Source organism: Streptomyces sp. A2-16 (assembly GCF_018128905.1).
Taxonomy (GTDB): domain Bacteria; phylum Actinomycetota; class Actinomycetes; order Streptomycetales; family Streptomycetaceae; genus Streptomyces.
Map to the genome: position 1 here is coordinate 2,908,590 of NZ_CP063808.1, position 20,942 is coordinate 2,929,531.

The following is a 20,942-nucleotide window of genomic DNA, read 5'->3' on the forward strand; positions in this document are numbered from 1 at the left end:
CGTCCGTGGGAGCGGCGATCGGCCGCCACGGCCGCGCCTGTCCGCACATGGACGCGCTCCCCACGCCGATCGTCCGACCCAGAGCACCATCTAGGGAGTTGCGACGCACATGCCCACACCAGTGAGCGCGAAGCACCACCCGCACGACGACGCCCCCGACACGGCCGAGGCCTTCCGCAGGCTCGCCGTACTGCCCCCCGGCCCCGAGCGCGACACCCTGCGCGAACAGGTCGTCGAGGCCTGGCTGCCCATGGCCGACCGGCTCGCCGGACGCTTCCGCAACCGCGGTGAGAACCTCGACGACCTGCGCCAGGTCGCCGCACTCGGCCTGGTCAAGGCCGTCGACCGCTACGACCCCGCACTCGGCAACGCCTTCGAGAGCTACGCCGTCCCCACCATCACCGGCGAGATCAAGCGGCACTTCCGCGACCACATGTGGACCCTGCACGTGCCGCGCCGGGTCCAGGACCTGCGCAACCGGGTCCGCTTCGCCTCCCAGGACCTCGCCCAGACCATCCCGGGGCGCAGACCAACCGTCGCCGAGATCGCCGAGCACGCCGACATGAGCGAGCAGGACGTGCTGGTGGGCATCGAGGCCCTGGAGAGCTTCACCGCCCTCTCCCTCGACGCCGAGCTTCCCGGCAGCGGGGACGGCTACTCGCTCGCCGACGCCCTCGGCTCGTCCGACCCCGCCCTGGACACCGTCGTCGACCGCGAGTCCGTCAAGCCCCGGCTGGCGGCCCTTCCCGAGCGGGAGCGCGCCATCCTCTACATGCGCTTCTTCGGCGACATGACCCAGAGCCGGATCGCCGAGCAGCTGGGCATCTCCCAGATGCACGTGTCCCGGCTGATCAGCCGCTGCTGCGGCCGGCTGCGCGAGCAGATCCTGCGCGACGCCGCCGTGTGAGAGGGCGGCTCCGCAGCGGCGACGCCCCTCGGCGCTCCGGTGCGGCTCCGTCACCCCCTCGGCGCTCCGGTGCGGCTCCGTCACCCCCTCGGCGCTCCGGTGCGGCTCCGTCACCCCCTCGGCGCTCCGGAGCGGCTCCGTCACCCCCTCGGCGCTCCGGTGCGGCTTCGTCACCCCCTCGGCGCTCCGGAGCCGCCCCGTCACCCACTCGGCCCTCCCCGTCCCGCCAATGGCCTTCGGCCGCGCGCGGGACGGGGAGGGCCGGGCTGTGATGGCTGTGGGTGCGACCGTCGTGCCCACGGTCCAGTCGTCGTGACCCCGACCCCGACGACGGGCCCCGCAGCCGTCGGCCGAAGGAGTCCGCCCCATGCGCCGCACCGCCCGTCTCCGGGCCCTGTCCGTCGTCCTCCCCGCGCTCGGGATCACCCTCGGCCTCGCCGCGCCGAGCGCCTACGCGGATCCCGCCGCCGAGGTCAGCCCCGGCAGCGTCCAGCCGGGCGGCAGCGTCACCGTGTCCGTCTCCTGCGACCCGTCCACCGGCACCCCGCCCGCCACCGTCGACGCCACCTCGGAGGCCTTCGAGTCGCAGACCGTACGGCTCCAGCTGGTGCCCGGCAACGACGACGAGGTCTCCGGCCCCGCCTACAGCGGCACCGCCCGCATCGCCGCCGACCAGGAACTCCAGAGCGGCGCCGGTGGCGTCGGCCCGGACTCCGCGTGGACCGTCGACGGCACCTGCCCGACCGCCGACCGCGCACCCGGCAAGGCCTGGAGCGCCACCTTCACCGTCACCCGCGGCACGACCGCGAGCCACCGCCCGTGCACCGAGCCGGTCGCCGAACCGCGCACCGAGACCTGTGCCGCCGCGGTCATTCAGAGTCCCGTCCGCGCCGGTCAGGGCGGCACCTTCAGCGACTCCGCGCCCGCCCTGGTCACCGGCGGCCTGCTGATCGCAGGCGCCGCCGCGGGCGCCGTGTACCGGCTGCGCCGCAGGTCCCCGGCGGCGGACGCCTGAGACGAAACGTCAGATCCGTGTGACGGGCGCAACCCGCAAGGGTGCCCATGGCCCGGCGGCTGCGCGGGTACTCAGAGCGCGAGGGGCACAAGGGGCGCGAGAAGCGCACCGGACCGGGCCGGGGACACGGCGGACCGGACGAGCCACCGGACAGCGGATTGCGGAGGTGACCATGCGGACCGACCCGGAAGGTCACGGCCCCGTCCGCTACGGCCCGCCGCTGCCCGACGACGGGCTGCCCGTACTGCCCGAACTCACCGCCGTCCTCGCCGCCGCGGCCGCCCGCCCCCGTGCCGAACCCGTCGGCGGCGGCCCCCCGCTCCTGGAGGCCGCCTGCGCCTTCACGGCCCGGCGCGGACTGCCCGCCGACCCCGACCACGTCGCCGCCGCCCCCGGCGCCCCGTCCCTGCTGCTCGCGCTGACCGCCGCGCTCGGCGGGGACGTCCTGGTGCCGCGTCCCTGTGCCGCCTGGTGGGCACCGTACGCGCGCCTGCTGGGCAGACCCGTCTTTCATGTGGCGACACCGGCCGAGTGCGGGGGCGTACCGGATCCCTACGCCCTGCTGGAGACCGTGCGCCGGGTGCGCGCCGAGGGCGGTGACCCTCGGCTGCTCGTGCTGTCCGTCGCCGACGACCCCACCGCCACCGTCGCCCCGCCCGAGGTGCTGCACGAGACCGTCGAGGCCGCCGCGGGCGAGGGCCTGCACCTGGTCAGCGACGAGACCTGGCGCGACACCGTGCACGCCCCCCAGGAGACGGTCCTGCTCAGCCCCGCCGAGATGCTGCCCGACCGGGTCACCGTCGTCACCGACCTGGCCGGCGGCCTGCTCCCGGCCGGCTGGCCGGCCGCCTTCGCCCGCTTCCCGGCGAACGGTGGCGGCGACGGCCTTCGCGCGCGCGTGCTGGACATCCTGACCGCCCTCGGCGCCAGCGTCGCCGCCCCCGTCGCGGCGGCCGCCGCGTACGCCCTCACCGAGCCCGAACCGGTCACCGCCCGCCGCACCGCCGCAGGACACCTCCACGCGCCTGTGGCGGCCGCCGCGCACTCCGTCGTCGTCGGCGCGGGTGCCCTGTGCCGGCCCCCGAGGGCCGGCCGCCACCTCTACGTCGACCTCGGCCCCCTGCGCCCCGCGCTCACCGCGCAGGGCGTCGGCGACGCCCAGGACCTGGAGGACTTCCTCACCGCCCGGCTCGGCATGCCCGCACCCGGCGGCCACCGCTTCGGCGACGACCTCGGCGCGCTGCGCGTACGGCTGTCCACCGGCCCCCTGCTCGGCGGCTCGGACGAGGAGCGCGCGGAATGCCTCACGTCACCCGCGCCGTTGGAACTGCCACACGTGCAACGCGCGTTGATCACCCTGGAGTCGGTCTTCGACGACCTCCGCGACGACGCTCAGCGATGGGAGCCTCCTCGATGACGCAGCAGTCCGAGTCGACCACCAGCACCCGAGTGGCCGACGAGCCCTCGGCCCCGTCCCCTTTCGCGCCGCCGTCCCCGCCGCTCGCCGAACCCCGCCCGCTGGGGGAGCGCAGAACGTGGCCGAGGTCCTTCCACGACCGCCTGACCGCCCCGCTGCCCGGCCTCAAGGCCATGGCCCGCTTCGCCCGCGAGGGGTCCGTACGCCCCGGCCCCGAAGGCCTCGCCGACATCCCGAAGCTGCCGTACGCGCCCGGTCCGCTGCCTGCCGTCGACGCCCGCACGGTCGCCGTCTCCTGGGCGGGACACGCGAGTTGGGTGGTGCGTATCGGCGGGCTGACGATTCTCACCGACCCCGTCTGGTCGCGCCGCATCCTCGGCACCCCGGCCCGCATCACCCCGGTCGGCATCGACTGGGACGCCCTGCCGCGCGTCGACGCCGTCGTCATCAGCCACAACCACTACGACCACCTGGACGCCCCCACCCTGCGCCGCCTGCCCCGCGACACCCCGGTCTTCGTGCCGGCCGGGCTGGCCCGCTGGTTCCACCGCCGCCGCTTCACCGCGGTGACCGAACTCGACTGGTGGGAGGCGGCCGAACTGGACGGGGTCCGCTTCGACTTCGTCCCCGCCCACCACTGGTCCAAGCGCTCCCTCACCGACACCTGCCGCACCCTGTGGGGCGGCTGGGTCCTCACGGCGCAGGACGGGCAGCGCGTCTACTTCGCCGGTGACACGGGCTACGGCCACTGGTTCTCCCGCATCGGCCACCGCTACCCGGGCATCGACCTCGCGCTCCTGCCCATCGGCGCCTACGACCCGCGCTGGTGGCTCAGTGACGTCCACTGCGACCCGGAGGAGGCGGTGCGGGCGGCCCAGGACCTGGGTGCCAAGAGGATGGCGCCGATGCACTGGGCGACGTTCGTGCTGTCGGCGGAACCGGTGCTGGAGCCGCTGACGAGGGTCAGGCAGGCGTGGGAGAAGGCGGGCCTGGCCCGCGAGGACCTGTGGGACCTGCCGGTGGGAGGCTCCAGGGTGCTGGACTGACGAGCCCTCACCCGTTGGCCCGGACCCGCTTCCACACACCCGGCGCCGCGCTGATCGCCAAGGTCAGCGCGATCGCCGCGACCACCCCTTGCCAGGGCTCCTCGAACAGCGAACCGCCCAGGATCCCGATCAGCTGATACGTCACGGCCCAGGCCAGACAGGCCGGCAGATTCCCCCGCACGAACCGCCGCAACGGCCACTCGGCCATCAGACAGGCCAGCATCACCGGAATCCGCCCCGCCGGCACCAGCCGGGACAGCACGAGGACGGCCACCCCGTGGTCGGCCAGCTTCCCCTGCGCCTGGGAGAGCCGCTCCTCCGGTGCCCGGGACCGGATGGCCTTCAGCCACCGCGACCCGTTCTTCGACCTCATCCCGCGCCGCCCCAGCCAGTACAGGGCGATGTCCCCGAGGAACGCGGCGGTGGAGGCCGTGACGAACACGAACAGCAGAGCCAGGGGCGCCGTCTGGTGGAAGGCCACGACGGCCGCCGAGCTCACCAGCGCCCCCGTGGGCACCACGGGCACCAGCGCCCCCAGGAACACCAGCAGGAACAGCGTCGGATACCCGATCGCCTGCCCGGCGGCCCCGGGCGTCGCCCCCGTGGTGGCGGCCGCGAGCCATGTCACCGTGCGACCTCCAGCCGCACGCTCTCCCCGTGCTCCAGCCGGTACACGTCCACGCCGGGCGCGAACTCGGCCGCCAGCCGCACGAACTCCGCGCCCGGAGCGTGGAATTCGTGCGGCCGCACCGCGTCCATCCCGATCGGCCAGTACGTCCCGTAGTGCACCGGCACCGCGCTGACGGGATCGAGCCGGGCCAGCGCCTGGGCGGCCCGGCCGGCGTCGAGGTGCCCCTCCCCGAGATACGGCCCCCAGCCGCCGACCGGCAACAGCGCCACGTCGACCGGCCCGACCTCCTTGGCCATGTCGTCGAACAGCCCGGTGTCCCCGGCGAAGTACGTCCGCGCCGAGCCCTCGACGACGTAACCGAGCGCGGGGGAGCGGTGCGGCCCGACCGGCAGCCGCCGCCCGTCGTGCCACGCCGGCACCGCGCGTATCAGCAGGTCGCCGACGCGCCGCTCGTCGCCGGGCGCCACCTCGTCCACCCGGAGGTGGGTGAGCCGGCGCAGCCCCGGCACCTGGCGTGGTGCGCCCCGGGGCACGAGCAGGCGCGTGCCGGGCTCCAGCCCCGCCAGCGAGGGAACGTGCAGATGATCGGCGTGCAGATGGGAGACCAGGACCACGTCCGCCCGCCGGGCGTCCGCCGGGGGGACCGCCCCGCGGCGCCGTCGCAGATGCGCGAGCCGGCGGGTGAACAGAGGGTCGGTGAGCACACGTACGTCCGAATCCGTGACCGTGCAGGTGGCGTGGCCCCACCAGGTGATCTCCACCGGCACCTCTTTGCCTCCTTCGCGCGACTCCCCGAAGCCTACGGGCTGGAGTATGGTCGGCGGCGAAACCCGGAGGTGAGGGGGACACCATGGGAGCGGTCCGTGTCACGGCGATCGCGAGTCTGACGCCGCTCGAGGAACTGGACGCCGATCCCTTCCTGGTGGACTCCCGCAGCCAGCACGCGATGTGCGCGCGCTGGGCCGCGGAACGGGGGTACACCGTGCGGCGGGAACTGCTGGTGCGGGGCCTGCGCGCCGACCACTGCGTGCTGTGGGACGGGGTGCGGGCGGGCCGGGACCTCTTCGTGGCCCCCAGCCACCGGGTCCTGGAGAGCGCCCTGTCCTCGGTGGAGGAGTTCACCGCGGAATGCGCCCGCCGCGGGGTCCGGGTCGAGACGGTGGGCTTCGCGGAGCCCCTCTACGACGCCCAGATGAAGGCTCGCGTGCACCGCAGGCTGTCGATGCCGACGGCGGGCTACGACGGCCGTTAGTCACCCGTGTGACACGCTGGTCCCAGGCGCCCGCACCGACGACGGGCCGGGACGTGAGGTGTGCGGGGCGTGCTTGCGGGGCGTTGGCGGCGAGTGGCCAGTCAGGTCGGGCGGAGCGTCACGGTATGGGTGGTCTCGACCCTGACGATGCTGGTGCTGGCCGGCATCCTGCCGGACTTCCGGCTCCAGTCGCCGACCGGTGACAGCGCGACCCGGATCGCGGTCACGGCGGCGTTCGGCGCCGGCGCCTTCGGTGTGCTGTCGGCCGTCGTGTGGCCGCTGCTGGTGAGGCTGTTCCTGCTCGTGCCGACCCTGGTGCTCGGCCTCCTCGTCTTCTTCCTCAACGGGGCGCTGCTGCTGCTCGCCCTGCGGCTGAACCCCGCCGAGCGCGGCGACGCCGCCCCGGAGACCGCCGTCGTGGTCGCCGCCGTGATGTCCGCGGTCGCCTCCGCCACCGGAGGTGCCCTGGCGGTGCGCGACGACGACGCCTACCGGCGCCGCCTGTACCGGCTCGCCGACCGCCGCCGCAGACGCGGCCCCGTCGGCCCGGCCACCCCCGGCACGGTCTTCCTCCAGCTCGACGGCGTCGGCCACGACGTCCTGCTGGCCGCCGTCGGCAGGGGCCTGATGCCGACGATCGCCCGCTGGATGGGCCACAGCGACGCCCCCGGACGCGGCGTGCGCCCCACCCACCGGCTCACCTCCTGGCGCACCGACTGGTCGAGCCAGACCGGTGCCAGCCAGCTCGGCATCCTGCACGGCAGCAACCACGACGTCCCCGCCTTCCGCTGGTACGAGAAGGACCGCGGCGAGGTGATGGTCTGCAACCGCCCCACCAGCGCCGTCGAACTCCAGCAGCGGGCCGTGACGCAGGCCGGACACGGCGGGCTGCTCGCCGTCGACGGCGCGAGCCGCGGCAACCTCTTCTCCGGCGGCGCCGAGGAGCAGGCCCTCGTGCTGTCCATCGCCACGCGTCGCCGCAGCCGGGAGAACCGCTCCCGGGCGGGCTACTTCGCCTACTTCTCCGACCCCGCCAACGCCGTGCGCACCGCCATGTCGTTCTTCGCCGAGGTCGGCCGCGAGATCGGCCAGTCCACCCGCGCCCGGGTCCGCAAGGAGCGCCCCAGAGTGGGCCGCGGCGGCCTGTATCCCCTCGTCCGGGCCTTCGCGACCGTCGTCGAACGCGATGTCGTGGTCGCCGCCGTCATGGGCGACATGCTCGCGGGCCGCACGGCCGTCTACGCCGACCTCGTCGCCTACGACGAGGTCGCCCACCACTCCGGGCCCACCAGCCGTGACGCGGCGAAGGTCCTGGAGCGCCTGGACCGCTCGCTCGCGCTGATCGGGAACGTCGCCGAGCACGCCCCGCGCCCGTACCGGATCGTCGTGCTCTCCGACCACGGCCAGAGCCCCGGAGAGACCTTCCGCACCCGCTACGGGCTCACCCTCGGCGACCTGGTCCGGGCCGGCTGCGGGCTGCCCGTGCCGCGCCGGGCCGAGCGCACCCACAGCGGGGCCGAGGCCCGCGGCGCCGTCCGCGCCGCGCTGCGCAGGCCGGGCAAGGAGTCACGCGAGCAGTACCGGCCCGCGCGCGACTCCGAGCCGATCGTGCTGGCCTCCGGCAACCTCGGGCTGATCTCCTTCCCCGACGTGCGCCACCGGATGAGCAAGGAGGAGATCGACGCGCGGCACCCGGCGCTGCTGACCACCCTCGCCAACCATCCCGGCATCGGGTTCCTCCTGGTGCGCAGCGACGAGCACGGCGGGGTGGTCCTCGGCCCGTTCGGCACGGAGATCCCGCTGGACCAACTGGACGACAACCCGGGGCCGTTGGCCGACTTCGGGCCCGGCGCGGCCGAGGCGGTCCGGCGTACGCACTCCTTCCCGCACACCGCCGACATCATGGTCAACTCCTGGTACGACCCGGCGGAGGGCGAGGTGCTGGCCTTCGAGGAGCAGATCGGCTCGCACGGCGGGCTGGGGGGTGCGCAGGCCGAACCGTTCCTGCTGTCGCCGCTCGCCCTGTCCGCGCCCCCTGAGGGCCTCGCCGGGGCCGAGCAGGTGCATCAGGTGCTGCGGAGCTGGCTGGACGAGGCGGGAGGCCCGCAAGTGCCGCTGAAGAAGGCGGAGGAGAAGGCCGCGTAGACCGCAGGCCCGGGAAAATCGGCTGCGTCCGTGCCGGGCACCGCACACACTGTTCGAGTCACCCCCTTCTCGAACACTCCCTGGAGCCACCGCTTTGCAGGCTGCCGTCACCGTCTCGCCCTCCCGCATCCCCGAGCTCCTCCTCGGACTCGCCACCGTGCGGCCCGTCTTCGTCTGGGGTGCCCCCGGCATCGGCAAGTCCTCCCTCGTCCGGGAGTTCGCCGCCTCGCTGGGTCTCGAGTGCGTGAGCCTGATCGGTACCCAGCTCGCTCCCGAGGACCTCATCGGGGTGCCGCAGATCCGGGACGGACGCTCGGTGTTCTGCCCGCCGGAGTCCATCGCCCGCGACGAGCCGTACTGTCTGTTCCTGGACGAGCTGAACGCGGCCACGCCCGATGTGCAGAAGGCCTTCTACTCGCTGATCCTGGACCGCCGTATCGGGGACTACGAACTCCCCGCCGGCTCCATCGTCATCGGCGCCGGAAACCGGGCCACCGACAACGCCCTCGCCCGGCCCATCGCCTCCGCCCTCGTCAACCGCCTCACCCACGTCCACCTGGAGGCGTCCGCGAAGGACTGGCTGGTCTGGGCCGCCGAGCACGACATCCACCCCTGGATCCTCGACCACCTCACCGACCGGCCCGACCACCTGTGGTCCAAGCCGCCGAAGACCGAGGAGCCCTTCTCCACGCCCCGCTCCTGGCACATGCTCTCCGACGCGCTGCACTCCTTCGGCCGGGACCTCGACGAGGAGACCCTGAAGGTCCTCGCGCACGGCACGCTCACCCCCCGGCACGCGACCGCGTTCTGCGGATACGTCAAGATCGTGCGCAGCCGGTTCGGCATCGAGGCGATCATCAAGGGCGACGCCCGCTGGCCCAACCGGCTGGAGGACCGCGACCTGCTCTACTACCTCGCCGAGTCCTTCCGCGGCCGGCTGGTCAAGGAACTCCCGGTCAGCAAGGAGCACATGTCGGCCGCCGGACGGCAGACCGCGTACCGCGCCAAGTCGCTGCTGGTCCAACTCGCCGAGATCTCCGTGGAGGTCGCCCAGACCGTCATCGCCTCCGACGCCGACGGCAACCCGGTCCTGCCCTCCTGGTTCCTCGTCGAGGCGGCCCGGGACATGCCCCGGCTGGTGGAGGCGCGGCGGTGAGCCGCAGCCCGCACAAGAAGAAGAAGCGGGACCTCGCGGGCGAGGCGTTCGCCGAGGGGATGCGGCTGATGCGGGCCAACCCCGCCCTCGCGGCCGTCGAGTTCGACGTCTGCCGTCGGGAGGAGTGCCGGTTCGCACCCCGCGACGGGCTCGTCGTCGTCGACTCCGACGGCGACGTGCACGCCCACCCCGACCGGCTCGCCGAGCCCGCCGCCTGGGCCTGGGCGCTCGCCCACGCCGTCCTCCACCTCGGCTTCGGGCACGTCCCGGCGGTGAAGGGCGAACGCACCCAGCCCGACCGCTTCGACGTCGCCGCCCGCTGTCTCGTCGTCAACCGCTTCCTGCTCGGCTCCTCCGTCGGCAGGGCCCCCGAACACCTGCCCGCCTCCTACCCCGACGGCGACGAGGAGCAGCTCGCCGCCCGCTGGCGGCGCGACGGCATCCCGGCCGTCTACGAACACTGCGGTACGGCGGGCCCCGAGCCCGACCAGCTGCTGCTGCCGTGGGCGGGCTGGCGGCAGCCCGTGGACTGGCAGCTGGCGTTCGCCACCGCCCTGACCCGGACCGTGTCCGCGGCGATGGACATGGCGGGCGGCCGCCGCGACTCCCTCGACGGCGAGGCGCCCACGCTGCGCCCCTGGCAGCGGGCCCTGAGCTGGTTCGTCTCCTCCTATCCGCTGCTCGGCGGCATCGCGGCCGGCATCAAGCTGGTCGCCGACGCCGAACTCGCCCGCGCCCACGGCATCGCGGTCGCCGCCGTCGACGCCGAGGCCGCCGAGATCTACATCAACCCGCTGCGCAGCTTCGACGACGAGGAATGGCGGTTCGTCCTCGCCCACGAGATGCTGCACGCCGCCCTGCGCCACGGCGACCGCTGCGGCACCCGCGACCCCTACCTCTTCAACATCGCCTGCGACTACGTCATCAACGGCTGGCTGACCGAGATGCGGATCGGCACCATGCCCGAGGGCCTGCTCCACGACCCCGCGCTCACCGGCCTGTCCTCCGAGGAGGTCTACGACCGCATCGCCGGCGACCTGCGCCGCATGCGCCGGCTGGCCACCCTGCGCGGCAAGGGCGTCGGCGACATCCTGGGCGGCCCGCTCGGCTCGCCCCGCGACTACGTCGACCTCGACGAGTTCTACCGCCGCGGCCTCGCCCAGGGACTCGACCTGCACCAGCGCCAGGAGCGGGGCTTCCTGCCCGGCGGCCTGGTCGAGGAGATCCGCGCGCTCAGCCACCCACCGCTGCCCTGGGACGCGCAACTCGCCCGCTGGTTCGACGAGTTCGTGCCCAGCCCCCAGCCCGTCAGGTCCTACGCCCGTCCCGCGCGCCGTCAGTCCTCCACCCCCGACATCCCGCGCGCCGGCCGGTACTTCCCGCCCGAGGAGATCGCCCGCTGCACCTTCGGCGTGGTCCTCGACACCTCCGGCTCGATGAACCGCACCCTGCTCGGCAAGGCACTCGGCGCGATCGCCTCGTACGCCGAGGCCCGGGACGTGCCGGCCGCCCGGGTCGTGTTCTGCGACGCGGCCCCGCACGACGCCGGCTATCTGCCCGTGACCGAGATCGCCGAGCGGGTCCGGGTGCACGGCCGCGGCGGCACCGTCCTGCAGCCCGGCATCGATCTCCTGCACCGCGCCGACGACTTCCCCGCGAGCGCTCCCGTGCTGGTGATCACCGACGGCTGGTGCGATGTGCTGCGGGTGCGGCGCGAGCACGCGTATCTGATCCCGCAGGGAGCCGGACTGCCGTTCACCGCACGTGGGCCGGTCTTCCGGGTGAGCTGAGACGTAGTGTGATCGGATGGATCCCGCACCCCCGTCCGCGGGACCACACGAAAGGACTGATCGTGGCTACCACGCGCTCCGCACACACCGTCTGGGAAGGCAACCTCCTCGAGGGGAGCGGTGTCGTCAACTTCGACTCCTCCGGCGCCATCGAGGCCCAGCCGGTCACGTGGGCCTCACGCTCCCAGGACGCGAACGGCAAGACCAGCCCGGAGGAGCTGATCGCCGCCGCGCACTCCAGCTGCTTCTCCATGGCGCTGTCGCACGCCCTGCACGGCGCGGGCACCCCGCCCACCAAGCTCGTCACCTCGGCCGACGTCACCTTCCAGCCGGGCGAGGGCATCACGGGCATCCACCTCACCGTCGAGGGCACCGTGCCGGGTCTGGACGACGAGGGCTTCGCCGCGGCCGCGGCCGACGCCAAGGTCAACTGCCCGGTCAGCCAGGCCCTGAAGGCCGTCCCGATCACGCTGGACGCGAAGCTCGCCTGACCCCGAAGGCACCGCCTCGCGCAGGCCGCCCGTTCGGGGCGGCCTGCGCGAAGCGCGGTTCGGCGACCGGTTCGGCGGTGCGGGAGGAGACGCGATGATTCCGGGAACGGCGGGCGGCACGGCGGCACTCGACTCGGGCACCCGTGAACTGACCCGTGTCGTGGTGCTGTTCAGCCTCACCGGACGGCTGGACCCGGGGCGCCCCGCACTGGGCAGCCTCGTCGACACGTTCGACTTCGGCCGCTTCGCCCTGCACCTGACGTCCAGCGAGGCGGTGCTGCCCGTGCCGGTGCTCGTCGAGGACGTGGCACCCGGGGACCTGCGGCTGCCGCACGGCGACCACGGACTCGACCTCGCCTCCGCCCAGATCGCCGTGCTCGCCACCCCGCGCGGGGACATCACCCTGGCCCTGGACTGCGGCTTCGCCGGACACACGCCCCCCGCGGCCCTCGCGGCCTGGCTCGCCGACAGCTGTTTCGACCGGGACCGGATCACGCTCGGCCCCACGGACCTGCTCGGCTCCCTGAGCGGTCGGCTCGCCCCGCGCGAACCGCTCGCCTTCGGCCAGAACGTCCACCAACTGGTCTTCCCCGGCGGGGACTTGGAAAGCGACCTGCTGGGCCCCGACGAGACCCGCCTGCCCACCCTGCTGAACGAGCTCGTGTACCGCGGCCGGCTCACCGCGTCCGAGCCGCCCCACCTCAGGAAGAACGGCCGAACCCTCTCCGCGCACGGCCGCGGGGTCTCCGTCCACGCCGGCTGGGCCGGGCACGTGGAGAACGGCCTGATCCTGGTCGCCGTCGGCATGATCTCCGCCCTCGCCGTCCTCCAGCGCACCCGGCTGGCCGCCTTCGAGACCATGCGCGCCAACGAACGGGCCGCCGCCGAGTCGCCGTACGAGATCCGCCGGCTGATCTCCCGGCTCTCCGACGGGGTGAACGAACTCCAGCTGGACCTGGCCTTCGGCGTCGAGGCGTACGTCGACAGCCTGCTGATCCCTGAGATGGTCATGGAGGCCTTCCAGTCCTCGCTGCGCGACGCGCTGGGCATCCCCGACAGCCTGGACAACTCCGCCAGGATGGTGGAGCGCCTGACCTCGGTGATCAGCGCCCGTTCGGCCGCCCTGAGCGCCCAGCTCTCCGAGCGCGACGACCGCAGGGACCGGACGGTGTCGGCGCTCGTCGCGGTGGCCACCGGGATCGCCCTGCCGCCGACGCTGCTGCTGGCGTTCTTCGGGGCCAACGCCTCCGACGTGGACAATCGGCGGTCCATCTTCGACGCGCACTACCTTCCGGCCTACCTCCTGGCCTGGCTGCCCTTCATCGCGCTCGCCGCGATCGGATACCTCCTGCTCAGGCGGGTCAGCCGACGCTCCGGCCCGCTGCTGGCCACGCCACGGGTGAACCGGCCCGTGCCGGTGCCCGTGCCCCGATCACCGGACGGAGGCTGACCGCCGTATGCCCCGTCGCCCCGCCGTCTCCGCCCACCGGGGCGGATCCGAGCGTGCCGGCGCCGCCACCTGGGAGGCCTACGAGGACGCCGTCCGGTCCGGGGCGGAGTACGTCGAGTTCGACGTCCGGCGGACGGCGGACGGGGTCTTCGTCGTCCACCACGACCCCCGGGTGGGCCCCGCCGGGCCGCTGCTCCGGGACATCACCCACGCCGAGCTCAGTGCTCGGGCCGGACGACCCGTGCCGGTGGTCGACGAGGTCATGTCCCTGATCGCGGGCAGGCTGATCGGCCACCTGGACCTCAAGGAGACCGGGTACGAGCGCGAGCTCATGGACCGGGCCGTCTCGCTGCTCGGCGCGGACGGTTTCGTCGCCACCACCCTGGAGGACCGTTCCGTCGCCGCCATCGCGCGGCACTTCCCGCAGGTCCGCACGGTGCTGTCGCTGGGGCGGGACGGCAGGGAGATCGCCCGCTCCCGCCTGGCCGGCGTCCGACTCAGCGAGCTCTGGCCGATGCGCCGGGTGCGCGCCTGCGGCGCGGGCGGGGTGGCCGTGCACCAGCGGCTGGCCCGGGCCAACGTGCTGCGCGAGGCGGTCCGCCACGACCTGTTCACCATGGTCTGGACGGTCAACGACGACAGGCTGATGCGGACGTTTCTCGACCACCCGCGCGTCGACGTCCTGATCACCGACCGGCCGCGGCGGGCCGTAGCACTGCGGGGAGAGCCGAGCGAGGAGCGTTCTCCGGGGTACCCGTCCCACTGAGCAGGGCCACCCGCACCATTGACAAGAACGCACTCAAGTTTTGTGCTGGAGTTCGGGAAGGCCCCCCTGGTGGAAATCCCTGGCGGAAGGGGACAGCGATGGGACGTGCGGTCGGGATCGATCTCGGTACCACGAACTCGGTGGTGGCCGTACTGGAGGGCGGTGAACCCACGGTTGTCGCCAACGCGGAGGGGGCCAGGACCACACCGTCGGTCGTGGCCTTCGCCAAGAACGGCGAGGTGCTGGTGGGCGAGGTCGCCAAGCGGCAGGCCGTGACCAACGTCGAGCGCACCGCGCGTTCCGTGAAACGGCACATGGGCGACGGGAGCTGGCGCTTCCCGGACGAGGGTGCCGTCGACGGCACCCGGTACCGGGCGCAGGAGCTGTCGGCGCGGGTCCTGCAGAAGCTGAAGCGGGACGCCGAGTCCTATCTGGGCGAGGACGTCACCGACGCCGTGATCACGGTGCCCGCCTACTTCGACGACACCCAACGGCAGGCCACCAAGGAAGCCGGGGAGATCGCCGGCCTCAAGGTGCTCAGGATCATCAACGAGCCCACGGCGGCCGCGCTGGCGTACGGCCTCGACCGGGGCGAGGAACAGACGGTCCTGGTCTTCGACCTCGGCGGCGGCACCTTCGACGTGTCCCTGCTGGAGATCGGCGACGGGGTCATCGAGGTCAAGGCGACCAACGGCGACACACATCTGGGCGGCGACGACTGGGACCACCGGATCGTGGAGCACCTGGTCAAACGCTTCAAGGGGCAGTACGGCGTCGACCTCGGCAACGACAAGATGGCGCTGCAGCGGCTGCGGGAGGGGGCCGAGAAGGCGAAGATCGAGTTGTCGTCGGCCTCCGAGACCACCATCAACCTGCCCTACATCACCGCCTCCGCCGAGGGCCCCCTGCACCTCGACGAGAAGCTCACCCGCGCACAGTTCCAGGAACTCACCGCAGATCTCCTCGACCGCTGCAAGACCCCCTTCCACCAGGCGGTCAAGGACGCGGGCATCAAGCTCTCCGCGGTCGACCACGTGATCCTCGTCGGCGGCTCGACGCGGATGCCCGCGGTGACCGACCTGGTCAAGGAGCTCACCGGGAAGGACCCGCACAAGGGGGTCAACCCCGACGAGGTCGTGGCGGTCGGGGCGGCGCTCCAGGCGGGTGTCATCCGCGGCGACGTGAAGGACGTGCTGCTGCTCGACGTGACTCCGCTGTCCCTGGGGATCGAGACCAAGGGCGGCATCATGACGAAGCTCATCGAACGCAACACCACGATCCCCACCCGCCGTTCGGAGATCTTCACCACCGCCACCGACAACCAGCCCTCGGTGGGCATCCAGGTCTACCAGGGCGAGCGGGAGATCGCCGCGTACAACAAGAAGCTCGGTGTCTTCGACCTGACCGGTCTTCCGCCGGCCCCCCGGGGCGTTCCCCAGATCGAGGTCGCCTTCGACATCGACGCGAACGGGATCATGCACGTCTCGGCGAAGGACCTCGCGACCGGGCGCGAACAGAAGATGACGGTCACGGGCGGCTCGGCGCTCCCCAAGGACGACATCGACCGCATGATGCGCGAGGCCGAGCAGTACGCGGAGGAGGACCACAACCGCCGCGAGGCCGCCGAGACCCGCAACCAGGCCGAGCAACTCGTCTACCAGACCGAGAAGTTCGTCCGCGAGAACGAGGACAAGGTCCCCGCCGAGGCGAAGACGGAGGTCGAGTCGGCGGTGGCCGACCTCAAGCGCCTCCTGGAGGAGAACGCGGACACCGCCCCCCTCCGCGACGGCGTCGAGAAACTCGCCTCCGTCAGCCAGAGGATGGGCCAGGCCATGTACGCCCAGGCCCAGCAGCAGCCGCCCCAGGACGAATCGACCTCTGCCCCTCACGAAGAGGAGGGCGTGGTCGACGCGGAGATCGTGGACGACGAGAAGGACCAGAAGGGCGGGGCTGCCTGAGGCCTCGTCAGGAGTCCGGCCGCGACCCCGACTGCCCGGGGCCGCGGCCGCGGTGCACCGCATAGGGGCGGAACAGGTACGGGACCGGCAGGCCGAACATGTGGACCGGGCGGGTCGTCGTCCCCCGGAACACCGGTGCCGTCGTACGGCGGCCCGGCGTACAGCGGGAACAGGTGGCCCGCCTCACAGGAGCGTCGTCATGGGCGCACCCCGGTCCGTACGGGCGGCAGCGTGGCGCACACGGCGTCCAGGACCGTCGCGTACGGTGTGCCGAAGTCGCCGAGCCGGGAACGCAGTTGCTCCAGCCCGTCCCGGTACTCGGTGAGAAGGCCCGTGTCCCCGGTCCGGGCCGTGAACTCCAGTATTGCGGGCAGGAAGTCGGGCAGCTCCTCACCGGTGAACTCCAGCCCCGCGGCCCGGTAGACCTCCTTGCAGCGGACCAGCGACATCCCGCGCCGCCGGGTGTCCCCGTGCCGCCACCGGCTCAGATGCAGACTGTGCCGGTTCCTGGAGTCGAAGACCCGGACGTAGTGCGCCGCCAGTTCCTGCGCGGGCGTCACCGCCGCGTGGTCGACGAACTCCCGCAACTGCGGGGCCGCTTCCCGCAGCAGCGGCAGTCGCGCGCGGAAGTCGTCGTCGGGATACGTCAGGCAGAGCGCCGCCGCCTGGTACAGCACTGCGTCCGAGGGCATTCGGGCCTCCTCCGCGTCGTGGGTCCTGTCCGTGGTCCGCCGTCCGCGCAGCGCGTGGAAGTTCTCCACCGACAACCAGCGGCAGCCGCCTGCGCTCCTGGTACTTGGCGATGGCCGGCAGCCGGTACAGCTCCCGCAGGTGAGCGCGCATCGCGGTCGACTCCTCCACGAAGGCCCGCACCGGCCCCGCGCCGGCGGGCTGTGAACAGCTCCGCCAGGTACTCCAGCGGGATCCGCAGCGTGTCGATCGCGCGGGTGGCGCACCCGGGTGGGGGAGCAGGTGCACCAGGAGAGGGCGGCGCCGCGCGGACGCCTTGCGCCCGCCCGCCGGCCCGCCGCTGTGCAGGTGGCCGGAGGCTTTGCCGGGCCGGAGGAACCGCCCCGCCCGCAGCAGGGCCGCGCCGGGCTCCCTCGGCGGTGTCCGGGTGTCGGTCACGTGTGCTCCCTCCGCTGGCCCGCGGCTCGCTTCGAACCTAGGGCGGGGCGCGGGAGCGCACCCGTTCACGGCACCCGTACGGGTCAGACCTTGCGGGCGACCCCCGAGTACACCGGCACGATGCCCTCCGCCTGCGCGGCCACGTCCTCCGGCCCCGGACGCCAGCCCGACACCGGGATCACGCCGGGTCCGAGCAGCTCCAGACCCTCGAAGAAGCGGGAGAACTCGGCGAGCGAACGCGGGAAGAAGGGGGTGCCGCTGCGACGGAACTGCTCGGCGGCCTTCGCGATGGCCTCGGGGCTCAGATCGGGCGTGACCTGCGAGAGGATCACGAAGCTGCCCGGGGCGAGCTCGGCGACGTACCGGTCGAGCAGCCCGTACACGTCGTCGCCCAGGTAGTGGGTGAGCGCCACCAGGGACAGGGCGATCGGCTGCGAGAAGTCCAGGGTCTCCGCGGCCAGCCGCAGAATGGTGTCCGGGTCGCGGACATCGGCGTGGACGTAGTTCGTCGCGCCCTCGGGGGTGCTGTGCAGGAGGGCCTGCGCGTGTCTGAGGACGATCGGGTCGTTGTCCGCGTACACGACCTTCGACTCCGGGGCGACTTCCTGCGCCACCTGGTGCAGATTGGGCTCGGTGGGGATGCCGGTGCCGATGTCCAGGAACTGGCGGATCCCGGCCTCCGCGGCCGTCCGCACCGCCCGCTGCATGAAGCGGCGGTTGGCACGCGCCCCGCGCACCACCGTGCCGTCCACGGCGAGGATCCGGCGCGCCAGTTCCTCGTCCACCGGGTAGTTGTCCTTGCCGCCCAGCCACCAGTCGTACACCCGGGCCGGATGCGGCCGGCTGGTGTCGATGGGTTGGGCCGCGGCGTCGGATCCGGTCATGCGGTGTCCTCTCCCCTGTGGTGGTGTCGTGGTGCACCCGTCGTGGTGCCGTGCGGCGGTGCCGTGGGGCCCGCTCAGAAGTCCGCGCGGCGCTCCCGCAGCAGCTTCTTCGTGCGCTCGGCCGAGGCGGCCCGCGCCGACATGTGGTCCAGCACCTCCAGATGCGTGGCGACCTCCTGGCGGGAGTCGAGATACAGCGCACCGGTCAGGTACTCGGTGAAGACCAGGTCGGGCAGCTCCGGCTCGGAGAAGCGGAACAGCGAGAAGGGCGCGTACGTCCCCGGGTGCGGACCGTCCTCGAACTCGCACACCTGGAGCGTGACCCGGTCGCGCTCGGCGAACTCCAGCAGCTTGTCCAGCTGTTCGCGCATCACCTCGGTGCGGATGCTGACCGGACGGCGCAGCACCGTCTCATCCATGATCACCCACAGGTGGGGCGGGTTCGGCCGCTCGAGAAGCTTCTGCCGGGTCATGCGCAGCGACACGTGCCGCTCCAGCGCCTCGGGGCCCGCATGGCCGATCGTCCCGGTCTCCATGACGGCACGCGCGTAGGCCTCGGTCTGGAGCAGACCGGGCACGAAGTGCGGCTCGTAGGAGCGGATGATCCCGGCCGCGCCCTCCAGGCTCACGTACAGGCTGAACCACTCCGGCAGCACGTCGTGGAACCGCTGCCACCAGCCCGGCCGGTTCGCCTCCTCGGCCAGCTGGACGAAGGCCTCGACCTGCTCCTCGGGGACGCCGTACGTCTCCAGGAGCACCTGGACGTAGGGGATCTTCAGGGCGACCTCGGCCATTTCCATCCGCCGCACGGTCGCGGGAGCCACCCGCAGTACCTGCGCGGCCTCCTCGCGTCTGAGGCCGGCCGCCTCCCGCAGTTCCTGCAGCCGTCTGCCGAGCACCACCTGGCCCACGGTCGGCGCAGGTCGCCGCTCACTCACGCCACGCCTCCCCTACGCGTCGAAGCTTGCGTGCAGTGTGCCATGTTCCCGGGCCGGTCTCACCGGTCACGGGCGGTTCCTCTCTTACCTCCCGGGTAATCGACGGCGGCGCGCACGGGCGGGATCGTGGTGCTCACGGGTTCCGGGCCGGCGCACTCCGGTCCGGGATCCGCCGCCCCGCCCCCTTGCCCGTGACCTCCTGCTTCCGACCTCGACGGAGGGTGATTCGTCATGTCCGCGACCCAACTCGCCGCACTCGCCCGGACCGACGACCCGCACACCATGCTGCGCCGCTTCCTCGCCCTGGACGCGGCCGTGACCGGTGCGAACGGGCTCGTCCACCTCCTCGGATCCGGACCGGTCGGCCGGTTCCTCGGCGTCGACTCCGGGCTGCTGCTCGGACTCGGGGCCTTCCTCGCGGCGTACGGCGCCGTCGTGGGCGTGCTCGCCTCGCGCGGCCGGCCGCCCGCGCTCGCCGTGCGCGCCGTCGTCGAGGCCAACCTCCTGTGGGCCGCCCTGAGTTGCGCCGCCCTCGGACTGTGGCTGTCGCCCAGCACGGCCGGTGCCGTGTGGATCGTGCTCCAGGCGATCACCGTCGCCGGGTTCGCGCTGCTCCAGTACGCCGCGCTGAGGGCCCGTCAAGGCAGCAGTGCGTGAAGGTACTTGACCGTCGCCGGGTCGGCCGGGAGGAACGTCTCGATGGCCAGCTCGGAGACGGTCACGTCCATGGGGGTGTTGAAGGTGGACGTGGACGAGATGAACGACAGCGTGCGGCCCTCGTGCTCGATCCGCATCGGCAGCGCGAAGTAGGGCACCGACTCGGCCGACGGGTCGTCGTCGGTCTCCTCCGGGTCCGGCACAGGATAGGCCGCGACCTCGTCGTACAGCTCCCGCAGCTGCTCCGATCGGCGCAGGGCGATCTGCCGCCGCATCTGCTCCAGCAGATGGCCGCGCCACTCCCGCAGATTGCGGATGCGCGGCGCGAGGCCCTGCGGGTGCAGGGTGAGCCGCATGGTGTTGAGCGGAGGCCGCAGCAGGGAATCCGGGATGCCGTCCAGGAGCATCATGATCCCGCGGTTCGCCGCCACGACGTGGTACGCGGCGTCGAACACCAGGGCCGGGTAGGGCTCGTAGCCCTGGATGAGCCGCTCGATCCCCTCGCGCACCGCGTCCAGCGCGGGGTCGTCGAGCGGGGTCTCCGGGAAGCGCGGGGCGTAACCGGCCGCGAGCAGCAGCGCGTTGCGCTCCCGCACCGGCACCTCCAGATGCTCGGCGAGCCGCAGCACCATCTCCTCGCTCGGACGGGAGCGGCCCGTCTCCACGAAGCTGATGTGCCGGGCACTGGAGTCCGCGCGCAGCGCCAACTCCAGCTGGCTGACCCGCCGTTGTTCCCGCCAGGCGCGCAGGAGCGGACCGACGCCCTGGTCGGAGGGGGCGGCTGCCCCGGAGTGGACAATGGTCATGCGTACGACGGTAACCGAGGAGCGGGTGCCCGAGCGGGCCGTCGCGAGCGTCGCGCGCCTGGCCGCCGGGGGCCCTCCCGCCGATGACCTTGCTGCCGGAGGTGTCCGCGGCCGGCCATCGGGAACCCGTCTGACCTGGGCGGCAGCGGCTCGGCTGTGGGACGCTGAAGACATCCCGACCCCAGGAAGGAGCGTGGCCATGCCCGTCGAACCCCTGTCGCAGAAGGAGATCGAGGACCGGCTCGCGGAGCTGCCCGGCTGGTCCGTCGTCGACGGCCGCCTCACCCGCTCGTACCGACTCGGCACCCACTTCGCCGCGACCGCGATGGTCGTTCACGTGGCCCAGGTCCAGGAGGAGCTCGACCACCACTCCGATCTCACCCTCGGCTACAACACGGTCGAGCTGTCCGTGCACACGCACAGCGCGGGTGGCGCCCTCACCGGCAAGGACTTCGAGCTCGCGCAGCGGGTGGAGGCGCTGGCCGCCGGTCACGGAGCCCAGTGA

At 72.9% G+C, this 20,942-nt stretch carries 20 protein-coding genes; 14 read left to right on the forward strand and 6 right to left on the reverse strand.

Annotated elements, in window-relative coordinates:
* Positions 1-109: 109 nt before the first annotated feature.
* The 4 genes from IOD14_RS13140 (at position 110) to IOD14_RS13155 (ending at position 4,385) form a co-directional block, all read left to right on the forward strand.
* Entirely contained in the window at positions 110-907 is a 798-nt protein-coding gene (locus IOD14_RS13140; RefSeq protein ID WP_123994389.1) for an RNA polymerase sigma factor SigF, read from the forward strand.
* Positions 908-1,274: 367 nt separating this feature from the next.
* Positions 1,275-1,922, forward strand: coding sequence for a hypothetical protein (locus IOD14_RS13145; RefSeq protein WP_212670309.1), 648 nt, complete (start codon positions 1,275-1,277; stop codon positions 1,920-1,922).
* Between the two features lie 172 nt (positions 1,923-2,094).
* Positions 2,095-3,339, forward strand: coding sequence for an aminotransferase class I/II-fold pyridoxal phosphate-dependent enzyme (locus IOD14_RS13150; protein ID WP_212670310.1), 1,245 nt, complete (start codon positions 2,095-2,097; stop codon positions 3,337-3,339).
* Entirely contained in the window at positions 3,336-4,385 is a 1,050-nt protein-coding gene (locus IOD14_RS13155; RefSeq protein WP_212670311.1) for an MBL fold metallo-hydrolase, read from the forward strand. The genes IOD14_RS13150 and IOD14_RS13155 overlap by 4 nt, the downstream gene beginning before the upstream one ends.
* A 7-nt stretch (positions 4,386-4,392) precedes the next feature.
* On the opposite strand, the gene IOD14_RS13160 is transcribed toward IOD14_RS13155, so the two are convergent.
* Both IOD14_RS13160 and IOD14_RS13165 read right to left on the reverse strand, forming a co-directional pair.
* Positions 4,393-5,013, reverse strand: a complete 621-nt coding sequence (locus IOD14_RS13160; protein WP_123994385.1) for a VTT domain-containing protein — start codon at positions 5,011-5,013, stop codon at positions 4,393-4,395.
* Complete coding sequence (locus IOD14_RS13165; RefSeq protein WP_212670312.1) at positions 5,010-5,783, reverse strand: MBL fold metallo-hydrolase; 774 nt, start codon at positions 5,781-5,783, stop codon at positions 5,010-5,012. Before IOD14_RS13165 ends, IOD14_RS13160 begins: the two co-directional genes overlap by 4 nt.
* A gap of 83 nt (positions 5,784-5,866) precedes the next feature.
* Between IOD14_RS13165 and IOD14_RS13170 the strand changes: the two genes are divergently transcribed.
* From IOD14_RS13170 to dnaK, 8 genes are all read left to right on the forward strand, one after another.
* On the forward strand, positions 5,867-6,268 hold the full coding sequence (locus IOD14_RS13170; RefSeq protein ID WP_123994383.1) for a hypothetical protein: 402 nt from the start codon (positions 5,867-5,869) through the stop codon (positions 6,266-6,268).
* Between the two features lie 60 nt (positions 6,269-6,328).
* Positions 6,329-8,413 carry a phage holin family protein gene (locus IOD14_RS13175; protein ID WP_212670313.1) on the forward strand — a complete coding sequence of 695 codons (2,085 nt, stop codon included), beginning with the start codon at positions 6,329-6,331 and terminating at the stop codon, positions 8,411-8,413.
* A gap of 94 nt (positions 8,414-8,507) precedes the next feature.
* Positions 8,508-9,569 carry a MoxR family ATPase gene (locus tag IOD14_RS13180; protein ID WP_123994381.1) on the forward strand — a complete coding sequence of 354 codons (1,062 nt, stop codon included), beginning with the start codon at positions 8,508-8,510 and terminating at the stop codon, positions 9,567-9,569.
* Positions 9,566-11,359 (forward strand): hypothetical protein, encoded by a 1,794-nt coding sequence (locus tag IOD14_RS13185; protein WP_212670314.1) that lies wholly within the window; start codon positions 9,566-9,568, stop codon positions 11,357-11,359. The genes IOD14_RS13180 and IOD14_RS13185 overlap by 4 nt, the downstream gene beginning before the upstream one ends.
* A gap of 62 nt (positions 11,360-11,421) precedes the next feature.
* Positions 11,422-11,850: an OsmC family protein gene (locus tag IOD14_RS13190; protein ID WP_212670315.1), complete on the forward strand. Its 429-nt coding sequence runs from the start codon at positions 11,422-11,424 to the stop codon at positions 11,848-11,850.
* A 94-nt stretch (positions 11,851-11,944) separates the two neighbouring features.
* A complete protein-coding gene (locus IOD14_RS13195) occupies positions 11,945-13,300 on the forward strand; it encodes a hypothetical protein (protein ID WP_123994378.1) in 1,356 nt (451 codons plus the stop codon).
* A gap of 7 nt (positions 13,301-13,307) precedes the next feature.
* Complete coding sequence (locus IOD14_RS13200) at positions 13,308-14,066, forward strand: glycerophosphodiester phosphodiesterase family protein (protein WP_212670316.1); 759 nt, start codon at positions 13,308-13,310, stop codon at positions 14,064-14,066.
* A 98-nt stretch (positions 14,067-14,164) separates the two neighbouring features.
* Positions 14,165-16,024, forward strand: a complete 1,860-nt coding sequence (dnaK, locus tag IOD14_RS13205) for a molecular chaperone DnaK (RefSeq protein ID WP_123994376.1) — start codon at positions 14,165-14,167, stop codon at positions 16,022-16,024.
* Positions 16,025-16,221: 197 nt separating this feature from the next.
* On the opposite strand, the gene narJ is transcribed toward dnaK, so the two are convergent.
* The 3 genes from narJ to IOD14_RS13220 all read right to left on the reverse strand — a co-directional run bounded on the left by narJ (position 16,222) and on the right by IOD14_RS13220 (position 18,974).
* Positions 16,222-16,716 (reverse strand): nitrate reductase molybdenum cofactor assembly chaperone, encoded by a 495-nt coding sequence (gene narJ, locus IOD14_RS13210; RefSeq protein WP_212670317.1) that lies wholly within the window; start codon positions 16,714-16,716, stop codon positions 16,222-16,224.
* Between the two features lie 519 nt (positions 16,717-17,235).
* A complete protein-coding gene (locus IOD14_RS13215) occupies positions 17,236-18,036 on the reverse strand; it encodes an SAM-dependent methyltransferase (protein WP_123994374.1) in 801 nt (266 codons plus the stop codon).
* A gap of 74 nt (positions 18,037-18,110) precedes the next feature.
* Positions 18,111-18,974, reverse strand: a complete 864-nt coding sequence (locus IOD14_RS13220) for a helix-turn-helix transcriptional regulator (RefSeq protein ID WP_123994373.1) — start codon at positions 18,972-18,974, stop codon at positions 18,111-18,113.
* Positions 18,975-19,205: 231 nt separating this feature from the next.
* Here IOD14_RS13220 and IOD14_RS13225 point away from each other — a divergent pair, with 231 nt between their 5' ends.
* Positions 19,206-19,631: a hypothetical protein gene (locus IOD14_RS13225; protein WP_212670318.1), complete on the forward strand. Its 426-nt coding sequence runs from the start codon at positions 19,206-19,208 to the stop codon at positions 19,629-19,631.
* Here IOD14_RS13225 and IOD14_RS13230 read toward each other — a convergent pair.
* Positions 19,613-20,437 carry a helix-turn-helix transcriptional regulator gene (locus tag IOD14_RS13230; protein ID WP_212670319.1) on the reverse strand — a complete coding sequence of 275 codons (825 nt, stop codon included), beginning with the start codon at positions 20,435-20,437 and terminating at the stop codon, positions 19,613-19,615. The two genes, IOD14_RS13225 and IOD14_RS13230, sit on opposite strands and share 19 nt — an antisense overlap.
* Before the next feature lie 199 nt (positions 20,438-20,636).
* Here IOD14_RS13230 and IOD14_RS13235 point away from each other — a divergent pair, with 199 nt between their 5' ends.
* Complete coding sequence (locus IOD14_RS13235; RefSeq protein WP_123994370.1) at positions 20,637-20,942, forward strand: 4a-hydroxytetrahydrobiopterin dehydratase; 306 nt, start codon at positions 20,637-20,639, stop codon at positions 20,940-20,942.

Bases quoted from the DNA above. Each gene is read 5' to 3' on its own strand.
- IOD14_RS13140 (WP_123994389.1), top strand. From the start codon at position 110: ATGCCCACACCAGTGAGCGCGAAGCACCACCCGCACGACGACGCCCCC.
- IOD14_RS13145 (WP_212670309.1), top strand. From the start codon at position 1,275: ATGCGCCGCACCGCCCGTCTCCGGGCCCTGTCCGTCGTCCTCCCCGCG.
- IOD14_RS13150 (WP_212670310.1), top strand. From the start codon at position 2,095: ATGCGGACCGACCCGGAAGGTCACGGCCCCGTCCGCTACGGCCCGCCG.
- IOD14_RS13155 (WP_212670311.1), top strand. From the start codon at position 3,336: ATGACGCAGCAGTCCGAGTCGACCACCAGCACCCGAGTGGCCGACGAG.
- IOD14_RS13170 (WP_123994383.1), top strand. From the start codon at position 5,867: ATGGGAGCGGTCCGTGTCACGGCGATCGCGAGTCTGACGCCGCTCGAG.
- IOD14_RS13195 (WP_123994378.1), top strand. From the start codon at position 11,945: ATGATTCCGGGAACGGCGGGCGGCACGGCGGCACTCGACTCGGGCACC.
- IOD14_RS13200 (WP_212670316.1), top strand. From the start codon at position 13,308: ATGCCCCGTCGCCCCGCCGTCTCCGCCCACCGGGGCGGATCCGAGCGT.
- dnaK (WP_123994376.1), top strand. From the start codon at position 14,165: ATGGGACGTGCGGTCGGGATCGATCTCGGTACCACGAACTCGGTGGTG.
- narJ (WP_212670317.1), bottom strand. From the start codon at position 16,716: ATGCCCTCGGACGCAGTGCTGTACCAGGCGGCGGCGCTCTGCCTGACG.
- IOD14_RS13215 (WP_123994374.1), bottom strand. From the start codon at position 18,036: ATGACCGGATCCGACGCCGCGGCCCAACCCATCGACACCAGCCGGCCG.
- IOD14_RS13225 (WP_212670318.1), top strand. From the start codon at position 19,206: ATGTCCGCGACCCAACTCGCCGCACTCGCCCGGACCGACGACCCGCAC.
- IOD14_RS13230 (WP_212670319.1), bottom strand. From the start codon at position 20,437: ATGACCATTGTCCACTCCGGGGCAGCCGCCCCCTCCGACCAGGGCGTC.
- IOD14_RS13235 (WP_123994370.1), top strand. From the start codon at position 20,637: ATGCCCGTCGAACCCCTGTCGCAGAAGGAGATCGAGGACCGGCTCGCG.